This is a genomic window from Flavobacterium foetidum, from assembly GCF_004634245.1.
GTDB lineage: Bacteria > Bacteroidota > Bacteroidia > Flavobacteriales > Flavobacteriaceae > Flavobacterium > Flavobacterium foetidum.
Window position 1 is genome coordinate 16,373 of sequence record NZ_SJTF01000015.1, and the last position, 18,308, is coordinate 34,680.

Consider the following 18,308-nt stretch of genomic DNA (forward strand, 5'->3'; position numbering starts at 1 on the left):
TCAAAAATTAAAATCCAATTTGATCTCATAAAATTCTTTTGCTTATAATTTTCATAGAGATTCATACAGATTAAAGCAGATTTAGTTAGATTTACATCTAAACTGATTTAGTAGAATTGAAAAAGAATAATTTCACCCACGGATTAAAAGCTTTCTACAGCATTTAAATTTTAGGTCGTAATAGAAAAAGCCGTTTCAAAATTTTATTTTGAAACGGCTTTACTAATAGTAACCTGTTGGGTGTAATTAAAAAATAAAAGCATTTTAACACATAGAAGCATAGTTTTTTGTGCCGAAAAAAGAAAATGGAAGAAACAAGTTTCCACACATATCTAAACTATGTGCATTTAGACTAGTGAAACGCCTTTTTTAAGTTTAGTTAAACTCTGTTTCTATGTGTTGAAAATAATTTTACCCAACGAGTTGATAGTATATCTATGTAAAAAAAGCAACAAGTGTTAACAAATTATTCAGTACCATTGCTTTTATTCAATAACATCAAGCCAATACTTAACCCAACACCAGCAAATAGGGCAAGTTTGAGATTAGATGAAGTTTTTGAGGGAGGATTTCCGTAAACTCGTAGCGGTTCTTTTGACGGAGCCAGAACATTTCCAGGATTATCTTCTTTGGCTTTGTTGAATTTCATTTTAGTACGAACAACTGCAGAGGCAGCATTAATGACCGTTTTAGGGAATAATTTATAAGTATTTGTAATTGCAGCGGACTTAAAATCTGGAAACAAATCTTTTTTAGGATTACTAGCCAATTCCACCATTTTTGCTGCAGTCTCACGAGGATCAGACGCTATAAATGGTATGGTCATGTCAAAACCAGAATATTTTGCTGAATGTAGGTTGCCAGTAGAGTTTTGCAGTTGCGGATAGAGATTGCAGATATGAATGTGCTTTCGGTTCGATATTTCGCCCTGAAGGCATTCCATCATACCTCTAATTCCGTATTTGCTGGCAGAATAAACCGCGCTGTATGGGGCAGGCATAAAGCCACCGATAGAGATATTGTTGATTAAGATTCCTTCATTCTGATCCTTGAAAATTTTGATGGCGTTGTAGGCACCGTGCATATAACCAAACAAATTGGTTTTTATTACCTGCTCGTGGATTTCTAATGGAATTTCTTCAAATTTACCGCTGGCCATAACTCCCGCATTATTTACCCATATATCGATTTTTCCTCCCAAAGCCAATGCTTCTGTAGCCACTTTTTCGACATCTTTTGCATTAGAAATATCGGCAGAAATACCAACAGCCTGAACACCTAAGTCTCGGCAAAATTTTACTGTCTCGTCGATTCCGTTTTGTCCTCTTGCTACTATAATTACATTGCATCCTTCGAGCGCAAATGCTTCAGCCGTAGCTCTACCGACACCGCTCGTCGCGCCTGTAATAACAGCATTTTTTCCTTTAAGGCTATTTTGGATTGTTAGATTATCTTTCATGATTTCGTTTTATTAGATGACTAAAAATTATGGTAAGCAGTATTATTCAGAACATTTTTGGATGTTACCGTATTGTTCTTTTCATTGGTTCTACTTGAAATGCTTTTAATGCTATTTTTTTTCTCTGATGTTCGTGAACTAAGTATTCTGTTCTTCTGATTTAGAAAATTCATAGAGCGTAATTTTAGTGATGTACAATTTTTTGTATCGTAAAATTATGCGAAACAGCTAAAATGCAGTTATATGATTTGTGGTTTATAATTGTTTAATTACAAGGTACTTAAGCTAATTGTTTGCTGGGAATTTTGTAAAACTAAAGAGAAATTAGATACTTCTAATCGGTAAGATAGCAGTAATTTTATCTTACAATATTTTGCAAATCATAAACGAATGAGTAGCTATGGAAACGAAGATTATTGAACTGGAAAAAAAATATTGGCAGGGAATGAAAAATCATGAGTACGAAACAGTAAAGAATCTTACTAATTTTCCTTGTATAATCGCGGGTAAGAATGGTATACGTACTGTTGATGAAGCCAATTTCAAGAAAATGTTCGAATCCGGAGAGGGAGATAAGATAAAAGTTGAAAGTTTTTCAGATTTTAAATTCCAGCAGCTTAGTGAAGAAAGTGCAGTAACAGCTTATGTAATTCAATTGCTGGATACAAAAGAGAATAAATCGATGAAGTGCGCCTGTACTTCTGCATGGATGAAACAAAAGGAGCAATGGACTTGTGTCCTTCATACGGAAACGGAATTATCTGCTCAATAGATTAAAATAACAGGTGACCGGCGGGATTATCTGGAACAGTGTGTGTGGAAATTTAGTTAATTAGAATACTTCTCAGGTACCGGCCGGCTGCCGAAGGACTCCTCAATTTAATGAGGAGTTTTTTTTGATTTATGAGAATTACATTAATCGTAAACTATTTGTAATTCTTAGAATATTTGCTGCAGCTATAAAAAAAGCTATCCTTTTGAGATAGCTTTTATTTTTTAGTCGTTTAAACCGAGATGTGCTTTTACAGCTTTATAATCTGACCAATCAACCTTTGAATTAGATTTTGCGGTGACATTGCCAGGAATAATCATGTATCTGTACTGTTGCACTTTTGCGGCTCCTAGTGTTCTAGTTCCTACATCAATACTGCTGTAAAGTTCAATCTTTTGTGTAGTAGCAAAAACATCAATATATGCTCCATTAAGGTTGACGTACGGAAGAGGATAAATTCCCGGATCGCTTTCAGAAGAGGTATTGATGTAGACTTTAATGTCTGCAGTACTCAACAGTTCTTTAGTAAGTTTTGGTACATTGATTGATGCGAAGTAACCCACTATTTTAGTGCTTCCATCAGCTAAAGTCTCTGTTTCTGGTGTAAAAGTTACGTCCAGCCATCCAGAATAAATGACACTACCAGTGCCGTTATCTCCTTTTGGACCCGCAGGACCCGCAGGTCCAGGAGGGCCTGCTACGCCTTCTGCACCATCTGCACCATCTGCGCCGTCGCTACTACAAGAAATCAAAGATGTGATTAAAAATAAAAACGAAAGCAGCGCTGTCGAGTAGAATACTAATTTTCTTTTCATGTTACATTTGTTTTTACAGCATCAGGCATAGTTATTCGAGAGCTTGATGCTTGGTTTTGGAGCGGCTAAAGTAGGAATACTTCATTGTTTTGGAGCAGGTATAAATACTTGTTTTGAGTGCTAATAAGAGGTTTACAGATTACGGTTTGTTTAGGATTAAATAATCATTAAATGGTGTTTTTGTTTGGTTTTATCGCAATAATACTCGTATTAATTTTAGTAAAATATATTTTTTTGTGTTTTTTTATTAGGATTATGTAGTAACTAAAATTTGCTATATTTGAAGTTTTGCCGTTACACTTATTGTGCTCAATTTAATTTTTTACAGAAATGAAAATCGATTTGAATATTCAGTTAAACAAAAAAGCATTACTTATACTGCTAATTCTTTCATTTAAAGGAAATGCCCAACTAAAAACTGTTGAGAGTCAAATTGGTTTAGGCTGGAGCAATAATTCGATCAACACAGTAATTTTTAGAAATAGCGCATTGACTTCGTTTAAAGGAAATCAATATACAGCTTACTATGATCCGGAAGGCAGAATGGTTTTGGCAAAACGAAAACTGAATTCAAACAATTGGGATAAACTAATTACGCCTTACAGCGGCAATGTCAAAGATGCTCACAACGACATCAGCATTGCAATAGACAGCGATGGTTATCTTCATGTGAGCTGGGATCATCATGATACACGTTTGCGTTATGCGAAAAGTAAGAAACCGTTTTCTTTAGAATTAGGCGAAGAAATTGCCATGACAGGTGTAGACGAGAATAAAGTAACATATCCTGAATTTCATAATCTTTCTAATGGAAATTTATTGTTTTGTTACCGTTCCGGAGCTTCTGGAAGAGGAAATTTGGTTATAAAATCTTATGATGTAAAAACGAAGCAATGGACATCATTACAAAATAACTTGCTTGACGGAGAAAACCAACGAAGTGCTTATTGGCAAATGTGTATAGGCGAAAAAGGAATTTACATTTCGTGGGTTTGGAGAGAAAGCTGGGACGTATCAACCAATCATGACATCTGCTATGCTTTTTCAGCGGATGGTGGAAAAACATGGCAAAAATCTACAGGAGAAAAATACATTTTGCCCATTACAAAAGCCACAGCCGAACATGCCTGGGAAGTACCGCAAAACAGCAGTTTAATTAACCAAACTGCAATGACTGTTGATGATAAGGGAAATCCATACATTACTACATATTGGGACAATACTGGTATTCCGCAATATAAAGTCGTGTATTTGGCCGATGGAAAATGGAATTTGATTAATACCGATTTTCATACGAAACCATTTAGTTTAGGAGGAGGCGGGACCAAAAGAATTCCGATTTCTCGTCCTGAGATTTTAGTCAATAAATCGATGCTCTATTTGCTTTTTAGAGATGAAGAACGAGATAATAAAATCACATTGGCTTATGCTAACTTAGAAATTAAAAAATGGGAGTTAACAGATTTAAGTCGTTTTACAGTCGGACAATGGGAACCTAATCTGGATAAAGAACTTTGGAAAGAGAAAAAACAACTGCACATTTTTTCTCAAAATGTAAGTCAGGCAGATGGAGAAGGATTAGTAAAAGTAAATCCTGAACCGGTACAGGTTTTGGAAGTCAAAAAACTGCCTGTTTTGAAACATTAATTATATAAGGCGTTGGTTGAAATAGAATAAAAATAGCTTTATTCAAGAATTAAAATATAATTTGATCTGCTGAAATTCTTTAAAATCTGCGTGAAATACCTTTGCTTATAAATTTTTCACGCAGATTCATACAGATTAAAGCAGATTTATATCTCAGCTGATCTATAGAATTGAAAAGAAAATAATTTCACCCAACGGTTTAATTATCTATAATAAGATTTTTTTTAGCATAAATATAATTTTTTCGTTTGCCATTTTTTGAATTAATAATTATGAATAATGTAAACTATCGCCTTATTAGCTCGCTTTTTGGTTGTTTATGCTGATATACCCCTTCTAATTTACTGTAACGTCCCTCTTGTCTTATAGGTCGTTATCTAAATTTGTAAAGTTGATTTTTATTTCGATGTCAAGCATCTATAGCCTTGTTCGAAATAAATTTTGGAGTATTAAATTTTAAAAACCTTTGTGTAGTTAAATGAAAAAAATTGTATTAGCACTTGCTTTGTTTTGGAGTCTGCAAAATAATTATGCCCAGAATAATGAATGGGAAAATCCTCAGATTCTGGACAGAGGAAAAGAAAAAGGCAGAAGTTCTTTTCTGTTATTCAGTAATGAAACGGAACTGAAAACAAACAATCCTCAAAAATCAGAATTGTATCAGAGTTTGAATGGAAATTGGAAATTTAATATTGTTAAAAATCCTTCTCAAAGACCTATGGATTTTTACGCATCCAATTTGAATGATTCCAATTGGAAAAACATTCCGGTGCCTTCTAACTGGGAACTGCAAGGTTATGATATTCCAATTTATACCAATATTACATATCCATTTCCAAAAAATCCGCCTTTTATAAACGGCGATTATAATCCGGTTGGAAGCTACAGACGCACTTTTCGAGTGGCTGATTCATGGAAAGATAAAGAAATTATTCTTCACTTTGCTTCCATTTCAGGATATGCGAGAGTATTCCTGAATGGAAAAGAAGTGGGAATGACCAAAGCATCCAAAACTCCGGCTGAATTTAATATTACTTCTTTTTTGAAGAAAGGGGAAAATCTATTGGCAGTTCAAGTAATCCGTTGGCATGATGGAAGTTATTTAGAAGACCAGGATTTTTGGAGATTAAGCGGTATCGAAAGAGACGTTTATTTACAGGCAATGCCTAAAACAACCGTTTGGGATTATTTTGTAAAAAGCGATTTAGACAATCAATACAAAAACGGACTTTTTAATGTGGATGTCACTTTAAAATATTTTGAAAAAAATAAAATAAAAAATCCATCTTTAAAAGTTGAATTGTTTGACAATCAGGATAAAGTAATGTATTCTGAAAGCAAAAAAGTCAATGATAAAGCACAAAATGTAAGCTTTGAAAAAACAATCGAAAATGTAAAATTATGGAGCAACGAAACACCAAATCTGTATCGATATACCATTACATTATTAGACAACAAAGGAAAAACATTAGAAATTATTTCTAAAAAAACAGGTTTTAGAAAAGTAGAAATTAAGGACGCTCGTTTGCTGGTAAATGGAAAAGTCATTATGGTAAAAGGAGTCAATATTCATGAACATGACGATGTAAACGGTCACGTTCCAAATGAAAAATTAACGGTGAAAGATCTCCAATTGATGAAAGAACACAACATTAATTCCATCAGAATGAGTCATTATCCGCACGATCCTCATATCTATGAAATGTGTGATCAATATGGTTTTTATGTGGTTGATGAAGCCAATATCGAAAGTCATGCAATGGGAGCAGAATGGCAGAATTGGTTTGACCAGAAAAAACATCCGGCTTATCTTCCAGAATGGGCACCGGCACATTTAGACCGTATCGAAAGAATGTTTGCGGTAGACAAAAACCATCCTTCGATTATTGTTTGGTCTTTAGGAAATGAATGTGGTAATGGACCCGTTTTTTATGATGCTTACGATTGGCTGAAAAAAGTTGATACTACACGTCCGGTTCAGTTTGAGCAGGCAGGAGAAAATAGAAATACGGATATCGTAGCTCCAATGTATCCAAGTATCAAAAGCATGAAAAACTATGCAAATTCTGATAAAACTCGTCCGTATATTATGTGTGAATATGCACACGCAATGGGACAGAGCAGTGGTAATTTCCAAGAATATTGGGATATTATCAATAATAGCAAACGCATGCAAGGTGGTTTTATCTGGGATTGGGTCGATCAGGGAATCAAAACTCAAAACGATAAAGGACAGGTTTTCTGGGCTTATGGAGGAGATTTAGGAGGTGCTGCTTTACAAAATGACGAAAATGGCTGTGCGGACGGACTTGTATTCTCAAACAGAACGCCAAAACCAGCTTTGGAAGAAGTTAAAAAAGTATATCAAAACATTGAAATTCTTTTGAACAGTAGAACGGAATTAATAATTAGAAATCATTTTAATTATACCAATCTCTCCAATTACATTTTTAAGTATGAATTGATTAAAAACGGTTCAAAAGTAAAATCAGGCGAATTTAGTTTTGATTTAGAACCGGAACAAAGTAAAAAAGTAGCAATCTATTTAGGCGATATCGACGAGAAATCAGAATATTTTTTAAATGTTTATGCCGTTTCAAAATACGATGAACCGTTGGTCGCAAAAGGATTTGAATTTGCAAGAGCACAATTTGAAATAGCAAAAGGAAATTATTTTGCATCGAATACCAAACCAAATAATATCTCTAAATTAAAATATTCAAAAGCAAACAACATTCTTTCTTTTGAAACAGAAGGCATTAAAGGCGAGTTTGATCTTAAAAAAGGAGAAATTCTGAAATATGCATCAAAAAAAGGAGAGAATGTGTTCTCGAATTTCCCAACGCCTTATTTCTGGCGTGCTCCAACAGATAATGATTTTGGAAGTGGTATGCCAAACAAATTAGGAATTTGGAAAGAAGCATCAAAAAATCCAACAGTTGTAAGTGTTGTTTCAGACGAAAAAAATACAGCAGGATTAGGAATAAAAGTAGTTTATAAATTAGCCCAAGCTGATGTTCCCTATACAGTAGATTATTTGATTCAGAATAATGGAGAAATTAAAATCACATCTTCAATCGATATGACAGGAAAAGATTTACCGGAACTGCCTCGTTTTGGAATGCGTATGAAACTAAACGGATCATTTGATAATTTAAGTTATTACGGAAGAGGGCCTTGGGAAAATTATTCAGATCGAAATTCGGCCGCATTTATCGGAGAATATTCAGATAAGGTAAGTAATCAATATGCAAGAAATTTTATTCGTCCGCAGGAATCGGGATATAAGACAGATGTCCGTTGGCTGACTTTAAAAAACAATGCAGGACAAGGTTTAAGAATTAATGGCGCACAGCCAATTGGTTTTAGCGCACTGAATATTTCGACAGAAGATTTGGATCCGGGAAAAAATAAGGAGCAACGTCATCCAACTGATTTAAACTTAGATTCTAAAGAAGCAGTTTACCTGCATGTAGATTACAAGCAAAGAGGTCTTGGAGGCGATGACAGCTGGGGAAGTCTGCCACATGAGCAATATCGTTTGTTGGGCAAAAAATACAGCTATTCCTATACCATATCATTGATTAATTAGTTAGTAGTTCGTCTTTTTGGAAAGAAAAACCTATGAGTAAAACATCATAGGTTTTTCTGATTTTTAAATAAGAGCCTTTTTTAGAAATAAAATTTTACAACATATGCTTTTTTAAAATAACAAACATCTATTTATAGATTCATCAAAAACTTAAACTAACCTAACCACCACACATTTTGAAAAATAGAATGCTATTATTTTTAATGCTTTTAGTTTGCTTTCCGGCTCAACCACAGTCGGCTGAGGGATTATCAGCTTCTAAATTTGGACAGGAAAATTATACTATCGGCTACATCGGGATAAAAAACGGTCTTGCCAATAATGCTGTTACTTCGGTTTACAAAGACAAAAGAGGCCTGATGTGGTTTGGTACTTATGATGGAATAAGCAGATATGACGGCTATAATTTTTTAAATTTTAGAAATGAACCAAACGATTCTAATTCATTAAATAACAACAGAGTTGTAAGCATTTGCGGAACCAAAGATGAAATCTGGATTGGTACAAAAGGCGGTATCAGTGTTTATAATTATCTCAACAATCACTTTAGCCGAAAATATTATTTAAACGCAAAAACGTCTAAGACAGAGCCTATAGATTTTGTGGTCAATAAGATTATGGATTATAAATCGGTGATGTATATCGGCACTGCTGGTAAAGGACTGCTTTATTGTGGAGCTAAACAAAAAAGAATCATTCAGATTCCGCTTTATGTAAACGGAAAACTGCAATGGGATTACCATGTTCAGGGAATGGATTTTGACAAATCGGGCAAATTTTGGTGTTTTGTTCAGGGAGTTGGTCTGGTGACTATGGATACAACAGTAAAAAAACTAGTTGTGGTTTTGTCCGATTATCAGCAGGGAAACTGTATTTTATGCGACAAATCTTCAAATATCTGGGTAGGAGTTGATGGTGGTTTGTTAAAGTATAATTCCCTAAATAAAACACATCGCATTTATGCAAATCAGGAATTGCAGAATCCTATTTCCGATTTGATGTGCAAACCAGACAAAAAAGAACTTTGGATCGCTACCAATGGGAATGGAATAGTAAAATACAGTTATGCATCGGATAGTTTTTCTTTGTTTAATGCCAATTCTGATGAGGAAAAATTGAATAGTAACGCTATTTCCTCACTTTTTTTGGATAATGAAAATAGAGTTTGGGTCGGAACTTTAAGAGGAGGCGTTAATAAAATTGAGGAAAGAAAAAGTCCTTTTACGACTATTTCTAAAAATGAAAAGATAAAAAACACACTTCCAAGTGATTTTATTCTTTCCTTGTCTGAACAAGACAGCAATCATTTATGGATAGGAACAGATGGAGCGGGCGCAAGTTTGTGGAATAGAAAAACCAATACGTTTACAAATTATTCTCACACCCCCAACAATCCCAATTCGATATCTAATAATTTTGTTTCCTCAATCGTAACTGATAGCAGAGGAACTTGGTTTGCGACCTATGGTGGCGGAGTTTGTTTGTTTAATTCACAGACTCATAATTTCAAAAAATACACTTTTTTTAATCCAAAAGTGGGAGCAAATCAAAAGAATTTTTGGGTGCTTTTTCGCGCTAAGAATAATGTTCTGTGGGCGGCTTCTCCAGATGATGAAGGATTGTACCGCTATAATGAAAAGGAGGATAAATTTGATTTTGTTGATGCAAAAATTAGAGGAATTATTTCTATTGCAGAAGATCAAAATGCCAATCTTTGGATAGGCAATTTTACGGATTTAGTCGAATTCAATCCAAAAACAATGCAACGCAAAGTCATTGATCTCAAATATCCTGTACGATCTGTTATTGCTGTTTCACCTTCAAAAATGCTTGTAGGAACAGAAGGAGGAGGGCTTTTGATTTTTAATCCGCACACGCTGCAAAAGAAATTCCTAACCCAGAAAGACGGAATTCCAAATAATTCGGTATTAAATATCGTAAAGGATAATAAAGGAGATTATTGGTGCAGTACGTATAATGGAATATTTGTTTACAATGCTCAAACGGGACATATTACAAGTTATCATGATGCTGATGGTCTTCAAAGCAATCAGTTTAATTATAATGCGGCGCTTAAACTTTCAACAGGCGAAATCCTTTTTGGCGGAATCAAAGGTTTTAATATCATCAACACCAAAATCAATACCCAGATTCATGATTTTCCAAAGCTGGTCATCACTTCAATAAAAGTAAATAATAAGGTTTATGATCAATCCAATTTAACTTCTTTTGGAATCGATAAATTGAAATTACCTTATGACGAATCAATGCTCAATATTGATTTTGCGGCTTTAGAATACAGTCTTCCTGAAAAAATTTCGTATGCTTATTTTTTAGAAGGATGGGATTCGCAATGGCATTATGTAGATAATATTCGAAGTGCCAATTATTCCAAAATTACAGAAGGAGATTATGTCTTGAAAATCAAATCTACTAATGCTGAAGGAATTTGGAGCAAAAGTGCTATTTCACTTCCAATTACCATATTGCCTCCTTGGTACAGAAGCGGTTTTGCCTATTTTGTCTATTTCCTGATTGTTTGTCTTGGCATTTATGTAGTTGACAAATATCAGCGTCAGCAGGCTAAATTGAAGTATGAAGTCAAACTTTCGCAGGATTTGGCCAAACAAGAAAAAGAACTGAATGAGAAAAAAATAACCTTTTTCACCAATATTTCTCATGAGTTCAGATCCCCTTTGACGATGATTATCAATCCGTTAAAAGATATCATTTACGGAACCGACCAACAGATTGATCCCGGTGCTATTGAAATGGTTTACAGCAATTCCAGAAGATTGTTGAGTTTGGTCGATCAGCTTCTTTTGTTTAGAAAAACGGAAACCGAAACAGGAAAACTTAAAGTTGGTCAAATTGATATTGTGGAATTAGCCAAAGAGGTTTTCAGCTGTTTTGTGCATCACGCCAAAGTCAAAAAAATAGATTACAGTTTTAGTATTTCTGAAGAAAAGGTTTTGGTCTATGTAGACCGTGAAAAAATAGAAATGGCTTTGTTTAATCTGATTTCGAATGCGTTAAAATTTACAGAAAAAGAGAACGGAAGTGTTGCCGTCAATTTGCGCTGTATTGATAATGAAGTTATCCTAAAAGTGATTGATAATGGCGAAGGAGTTTCAGATGCTGATAAAGAGAAAATATTTAATTTGTTTTACCAATCCAATAACAACATAAAAAACAACCGTAAAGGATTTGGTATTGGCCTTTATTTGGTGAAACAATTTGTGAATCAGCATCATGGCGAAGTTGGTTGTTATGATAATGAAAATGGTGGATCTATTTTTGAAATTAAATTGCCTTTGGGAAAAGAACATTTTGGAGACATTGAAATCAGGGAAGATTTAAGCGACAGAACCTTATTTTTAGAAGAAGCTTTGGAAGATACCGTGATACAGGAAAATGTATTGCAGACTATTGAAGAATCTGAAACAGTTAGTGATTTGATTAAAGATGCCAAAAGTATTTTGGTTGTAGATGATAATGTCCAAATAAGAAATTATTTAAAACGAATATTATCCTCAAAATATCATATTACTCTAGCCGAAAATGCCGAAATGGCATTAACTCTAATTAGAAAAGTACAACCCGATTTGATTATTTCTGATGTTGTAATGGGAGAAATGAATGGAGTTGCCTTTTGCAAGCACATCAAATCAGATGAAGAGTTAAAACATATTCCGGTGATATTGCTGACCGGAGGAACTTCCGAAGAGGTAAAACTCAAAGGAGCCGAAGTCGGTGCCGATGATTACATCACAAAACCTTTTGATAATGATTATTTATTAGCTAGAATTAGCGGTATATTAGCGAGACGTGACAGCGAACAGCATTATTTACTTAATTCGGTCACCAAAAAAGAAGCGAATCTAAAATTATCAGATGAAGATAAAAAACTCATCGAAAGGATTGTAGACATAATTGACGCCAATTTAGATGTGGAGAATTTCAATGTACATGATTTAGCGTTTCATTTAGGAATGAGTTATTCTTTGGTTTATAAAAAAATTAAAAAGATTACCGGTAAGTCGGTTTCAGAATTTACCAGAAATGTGCGTTTGCGAAAAGTAGCGACCTTATTAATTACAACCGATTTACAAATTAGTCAGGCCGCTTCGATGGCTGGTTTTGGCGATATTAAGTATTTCAGGAAACACTTTCAGCAGTTTTATAATATCAATCCCTCCGAGTTTAAGAAGAAGTATCAAAATGTAAAGGATAATAAATACATACTGAATGAAAGTTTTTGGAAATCAGCTTGATAGTTAAAAAGATTTGGAGCAAAAAACAATTAATAAGAAATTAAATGAACACAATTTTAAAATAAAACAAGAATTAACACGAAATTTAATTAGTGAAAATTTGTGGAATTTGTGGCGAAAAAAAATGTGGCATCGCAAGACTTTTGAGCAGAACTAATGAAGTTTAGAAAATCAATTTTTATGGCGATAGCTTCTCTTTCTCTTGGGACAATTGGCTGTTAATGGAAATCAGCTTGATAGTTAAAAAAGATTTGGAGCAAAAAACAATTAATAAGAAATTAAATGAACACAATCTAAAATAAAACACGAATTAACACGAAATTAATTAATGAAAATTTGTGGAATTTGTGGCAAAAAAAAAATGTGGCATCGCAAGATTTTTGAGCAGAACTACTATTAAAAATTTAACTAAAAAAATATAATAATGAAGTTTAGAAAATCAATCTTTATGGCAATAGCTTCTCTTTCACTTGGAGCAATTGGCTGTAAAACAGGAAATGCAAAACAAGAAAACGGGATAAAAGAATCTAAAGAAGAAGTTGTTGCGATTATCGATAAAGTAAATAACCATTGGCAAAGTACTCATCCTGAACTTGGAAATGCTTTTTGGCATGTTTCGGCTTATCATACAGGAAATATGGAAGCTTATAAAGTAACCCAAAACAAAAAGTATTTGGATTATTCATTGGCTTGGGCCGAGAAAAATCAATGGATGGGAGCAAAATCCAATGATAAATCCGAATGGAAATACAATTATGGAGAAACAGATGAATATGTATTGTTTGGAGACTGGCAGATTTGTTTTCAAACCTATATCGATTTGTACAATTTCACAGGAAAAAAAGATCCTCAAAAAATAGCAAGAGCAAAAGAAGTGATGGAATATGAAATAAGTACGCCGCAAAACGATTATTGGTGGTGGGTTGACGGATTGTATATGGTAATGCCGGTCATGACAAAGCTCTACAACGTTACGGGTAATGAAATGTACTTAGAGAAATTACACTCTTATTTGCAATATGCAGACAGTATTATGTATGATGAAGAAGCAAAACTGTATTTTCGTGATGCCAGATATGTGTATCCAAAACATAAAAGCGCAAATGGGAAAAAAGACTTTTGGGCAAGGGGAGACGGCTGGATTTTTGCCGGTTATGCTAAAATTATTCAGGATTTACCAAAATCGGCCAAACATAGAAATGAATATATCAATCGTTTTAAAGAAATGGCTAAAGCTTTGGCAGATGCACAGCAGAAAGGCGGCTATTGGACAAGAAGTATTCTAGATCCCGAACACGCACCAGGACCTGAAACCAGCGGAACAGCTTTCTTTACTTATGGTTTTATGTGGGGAATAAACAATGGATTTTTGGATAGAAAGACCTATTTGCCCGTTGTAGAAAAATCATGGAATTATTTAACCACATTCGCCCTGCAGCCAGATGGAAAAGTAGGTTACGTACAGCCTATCGGCGAAAAAGCAATTCCGGGACAAGTTGTCGATAAAAATTCCACAGCAGATTTTGGAGTTGGCGCTTTTTTATTGGCGGCATCAGAGGTTTATCGTTATGTGAAATAATTGATTCCGTTTTATTGTATTTGAAGAGGAAGCTGTCTTTTAAGATAGCTTCTTTTTTTTTATAAGCTTCGGAGAAGCTACATATTTATAGAAAAGAATCAATTTGAGCAATATAAAGTTAGACAAGAAGTATTAAAATTGAGTTTTATTTTGGAAAAGCTTCGGAGAAACTACATATTTATAGAAAAGAATCAATTTGAGCAATATAAAGTTAGACAAGAAGTATCAAAATTGAGTTTTATTTTGGAAAAGCTTCGGAGAAGCTACATATTTATAGCAAAGAACGGACGTTAAAAAAAAGCTCCGGAGGAGCGACATATACTAGAGATTATGAAAAATATGTCGCTCCTCCTCAGCTTTTTATCATTTTTAGGATTAAAGTTCTATAGATATCTTACCCCGCTGGGGTATTGTTAATGTATGATTTTTATAAAGATTCTTTTTAGTTAAAAAATATGTTTTGAGATTGCTTCCTCTTTTCATTTTTCTAAAGTCATTTAAGATAAATGCAGAGAGATTATACCACATATGTATTTATATCCAACTTTTAAATAATTACACATGATACATTTTGAACATGCTTTTTCTGTCATTCCAATAAAAAAATCCCGTTTTGCCTCTAAAAATGCGGATTTACCCCTTTTTTAATGTTGTAATTACCCCCTTTTGCTTGCGTCTCTTGCTATAGATTTGTAAGGCAAACTATTGATAATTACATAATAAACTGTGCTTAAAAAATTTTGAAAAACAAAATTGTAAAAAACACACTTGCAGATGTTCATTTCTATATTTTGCAGACTATTAACTTATCAATTAACCAAAACTTACAACCAAAAATGACAAACTTTATTAGGAAGACCAAGGCTCCTGATTATGGATCTGGATTTGATTTGAAAAAGAAACTTACACTGCTTTGTGTATTAGTTTCATTATCTCAAGTACATGCATTTTCTACTGAACCGGGTAGCAGGATAGGAGCAGAAAAAGTACAATCGCAAAATAGTATCAGCGGACAGGTAAAAGATAGCAAAGGTGTGCCGCTTCCCGGAGCCTCAGTTCTGATAAAAGGAACGAAAAAAGGAACGATAACAGATTTTGATGGAAAATTTACTTTGGAAGGAGATGACAATTCAATATTAGTAATATCGTTTGTTGGTTTTATAACCCAAGAAATAGCTGTAAAAGGCAAAACGAGTATTTCGATAATATTAGAAGAGAATGCGGCCAATTTAGACGAAGTGGTAGTAGTGGGATATGGTAAAATGAAGAAAAAAGATTTAACCGGATCAATTGTTCAGGTTAAAGCCGAAGCTTTAGCCAATCAAAACCCGCAAACCGTTCAGGATTTATTAAGAGGTGTTCCAGGTCTAAAAGTAGGCTACGATCCTTCTGCAAAAGGAGGTGGATCTTTGCAGATTCGTGGACAGACTTCTGTTTACAATCCTGATGGAGCAAATCATAATTCACCACTTATTATTCTGGACGGAATGCAGTTCTACGGAGAGCTTTCAGAAATTAATCCTGATGATGTTGGTCAGATTGATATTTTGAAAGATGCATCTGCAACGGCGGTATACGGTTCAAAAGCGGCAGCTGGGGTCATTGTTATATCTACAAAAAAGGGAAAAACAGGCAAACCTATTATCAATGTCACTAGCAACATGACAATTGTTAATGAAAGTGCGTATCGCAACGTATATTCTCCGGAAGGATATATAAAATACCGTCAGGATTGGGAAACGGCTAAAACATATGGTACCAATACAGCAACTGGAAATTACGAGGCATGGGTTACAGGAACAGCAGCGGGGAAACCGGGTTATTACGCAAGTCCAAGTCAATTAAGTCAGTATGGAATAACAGAGGCACAGTGGTTGGCTTATCAGCCCGCTTCACAAATACAAGGAAAAAGTTTGAATGAAGTGTGGGGACTGCGTTTAGGAATTACAGATGCAACACTTTTAAAGAATTTTACAGAAGGAAAAACGCATGATTGGTATAACAGTACTTTTAGAACAGGAATAAACCGTGACAATAATTTAAGTGTTTCTGGAGCAGGTGATAAAGTAAATTATTATATGTCTTTAGGATATTTAACCTCAGAAGGAGCAATTCAAGGAAATGATTATACTGCTGTTCGTGCGAATATGAAAGTAGATGCTAAGATTACAGACTGGCTTGAGTTTGGAGCGAACGTTAATTTTCAAGATCGTTCAGATGGAGATATATCTGTTGGTACAGGAACTAATTACTGGGATGCCAATATGTTAAGAAACAGCCCGTTTGCTAACTTTAAAGAAACAAATGGCGATTATGCAAGACAGCCAATGGGATCGACAATTGGAGGATATAATTACTACTATGATCGTCAATATATGGATCTTGATAGAGGATATACAATCTTGAATACTATTTTTAATACAAAGGTAACGTTGCCATTTGGTATTACGTATTCCTTTAATGCGGCGCCTCGTTATGAATTTTTCTACAATCGTTACTTCCAGTCGGCTGGTAATAAAAACTGGAATGCTGCTAATATTGGAGTGGATAGAGAAAACGGTAAAAAATTCACTTGGAACTTAAACAACACCCTAACATGGGATCATACATTTAATGAGAAACACCATATTATCGCAACATTTGTTCAGGAAGCAGAAGATTTAAAAACATGGTCAGATCGTATTGATGCCAATAACATACAGCCATCAGATGCTTTAGGTTATCATAATATAGCCAATGCAACACTTGCCAATAGTACTTTTACTGCAACAGATACACATCAGACAGGTGATGCGTTAATGGCGAGACTTTTCTATTCCTTTGACGATCGTTATATGATTACTGGAACAGTTCGACGTGATGGGTACTCTGCTTTTGGAGCTTCCTATCCTTACGCCACTTTCCCTTCTGTAGCATTGGGATGGAATTTTAATAAAGAAAAATGGTTTCACTGGGAACCGCTAAGCACTGGTAAATTACGTTTATCATGGGGTAAAAACGGAAACAGATCGCTTGCTGATCCTTACTTAGCTTTAGCCAATTTAAGTTCAGGTACAGGAGCAACTATGGGATATATTGATGCTTCAGGAAATATTGTGGATATGAAATATCTTGGAATAGACCGTATGGCAAATCCAAATTTGCAATGGGAAAAAACAACAGCATCCAATATTGGTCTTGATCTTGGTTTCTTGAAGGACAGAATTACAACTACAATTGACGTTTACAAATCGGTTACGCACGATATGATCATGAGTCAGCGTCTACCTGAGTTTACCGGATTCTCATCTATTGCAACCAACCTTGGAGAAGTTGAAAACAAAGGTATTGAGGTCAGCCTTACTTCTTTGAATATGAAAAAGCCAAACTTTGAATGGACAACTATGGTCGCTTTTTCATACAACAAGAATACGATTAACAAATTGTATGGCAATATGGAAGATATCAAAGATGTCAATGGAAATGTTATTGGAAGAAAAGAAGCAGATGATAAAACCAATGGATGGTTTATTGGAAAACCTATTTCTCAAATCTGGGATTATAAAGTGATTGGAATCTGGCAGAAAGACGAAGCGATTGAAGCTGCAAAATACGGACAACGTCCAGGTGATCCAAAAGTGGAGAACAGCTATACTGCTGATGATGTAAACGGAAAACCAACTTACAATGAAAAAGACAAACAGTTTTTAGGACAGACAACACCGCCAATTAACTGGTCTCTTCGTAATGAATTTACATTTTATAAAAATTGGAATTTGGCAATCAATATGTATTCATACATGGGACACAAATCAATGGACGGACGTTATATGAATACGTACAATGATGGTAGTTTGTATACGAATAACTACAATCCGTTTGTAAATCCATATTGGACCATTGACAATCCAACAAATGACTGGGCGCGTCTAGACGCAAGAGGACCTGCAGGCGCTGGAACAGCAAAATTATACGATCGCAGTTTTATTCGTTTAGACAATATTTCGTTGGCGTACTCACTTCCTAAAGATCTTGTAAACCGTTTACATGTGAGAAATTTCAAAATCTATACTTCTGTTCAGAATGTGGCAACTTGGTCAGCTTCTAAACAATGGAAATATTATGGTGATCCGGAGACTGGCGGGCTTGCTACCCGAATGTTTAATTTAGGATTTAACGTTTCACTTTAAA

General features: G+C 34.6%; 8 protein-coding genes. 6 read left to right on the plus strand and 2 right to left on the minus strand.

Annotated elements, in window-relative coordinates:
* Positions 1-466: 466 nt before the first annotated feature.
* On the minus strand, positions 467-1,459 hold the full coding sequence (locus E0W73_RS17585) for an SDR family NAD(P)-dependent oxidoreductase (protein ID WP_135223353.1): 993 nt from the start codon (positions 1,457-1,459) through the stop codon (positions 467-469).
* A gap of 400 nt (positions 1,460-1,859) precedes the next feature.
* Between E0W73_RS17585 and E0W73_RS17590 the strand changes: the two genes are divergently transcribed.
* Complete coding sequence (locus tag E0W73_RS17590) at positions 1,860-2,231, plus strand: DUF4440 domain-containing protein (protein WP_135223354.1); 372 nt, start codon at positions 1,860-1,862, stop codon at positions 2,229-2,231.
* Between the two features lie 224 nt (positions 2,232-2,455).
* Here the strand turns inward: E0W73_RS17590 and E0W73_RS17595 are convergent, their stop codons facing one another.
* A complete protein-coding gene (locus E0W73_RS17595; protein ID WP_135223355.1) occupies positions 2,456-3,046 on the minus strand; it encodes a hypothetical protein in 591 nt (196 codons plus the stop codon).
* A gap of 330 nt (positions 3,047-3,376) precedes the next feature.
* On the opposite strand from E0W73_RS17595, the gene E0W73_RS17600 reads away from it, so the two are divergent.
* The 5 genes from E0W73_RS17600 (at position 3,377) to E0W73_RS17620 (ending at position 18,307) form a co-directional block, all read left to right on the plus strand.
* Positions 3,377-4,693 (plus strand): BNR repeat-containing protein, encoded by a 1,317-nt coding sequence (locus E0W73_RS17600; protein WP_135223356.1) that lies wholly within the window; start codon positions 3,377-3,379, stop codon positions 4,691-4,693.
* Between the two features lie 478 nt (positions 4,694-5,171).
* On the plus strand, positions 5,172-8,285 hold the full coding sequence (locus E0W73_RS17605) for a glycoside hydrolase family 2 TIM barrel-domain containing protein (RefSeq protein WP_135223357.1): 3,114 nt from the start codon (positions 5,172-5,174) through the stop codon (positions 8,283-8,285).
* 188 nt (positions 8,286-8,473) lie between these two features.
* Positions 8,474-12,559: a hybrid sensor histidine kinase/response regulator transcription factor gene (locus tag E0W73_RS17610; RefSeq protein WP_135223358.1), complete on the plus strand. Its 4,086-nt coding sequence runs from the start codon at positions 8,474-8,476 to the stop codon at positions 12,557-12,559.
* A 424-nt stretch (positions 12,560-12,983) separates the two neighbouring features.
* Positions 12,984-14,138, plus strand: coding sequence for a glycoside hydrolase family 88/105 protein (locus E0W73_RS17615; RefSeq protein ID WP_208730545.1), 1,155 nt, complete (start codon positions 12,984-12,986; stop codon positions 14,136-14,138).
* A gap of 836 nt (positions 14,139-14,974) precedes the next feature.
* Positions 14,975-18,307 (plus strand): SusC/RagA family TonB-linked outer membrane protein, encoded by a 3,333-nt coding sequence (locus E0W73_RS17620; protein WP_135223359.1) that lies wholly within the window; start codon positions 14,975-14,977, stop codon positions 18,305-18,307.
* Position 18,308: the final 1 nt, after the last annotated feature.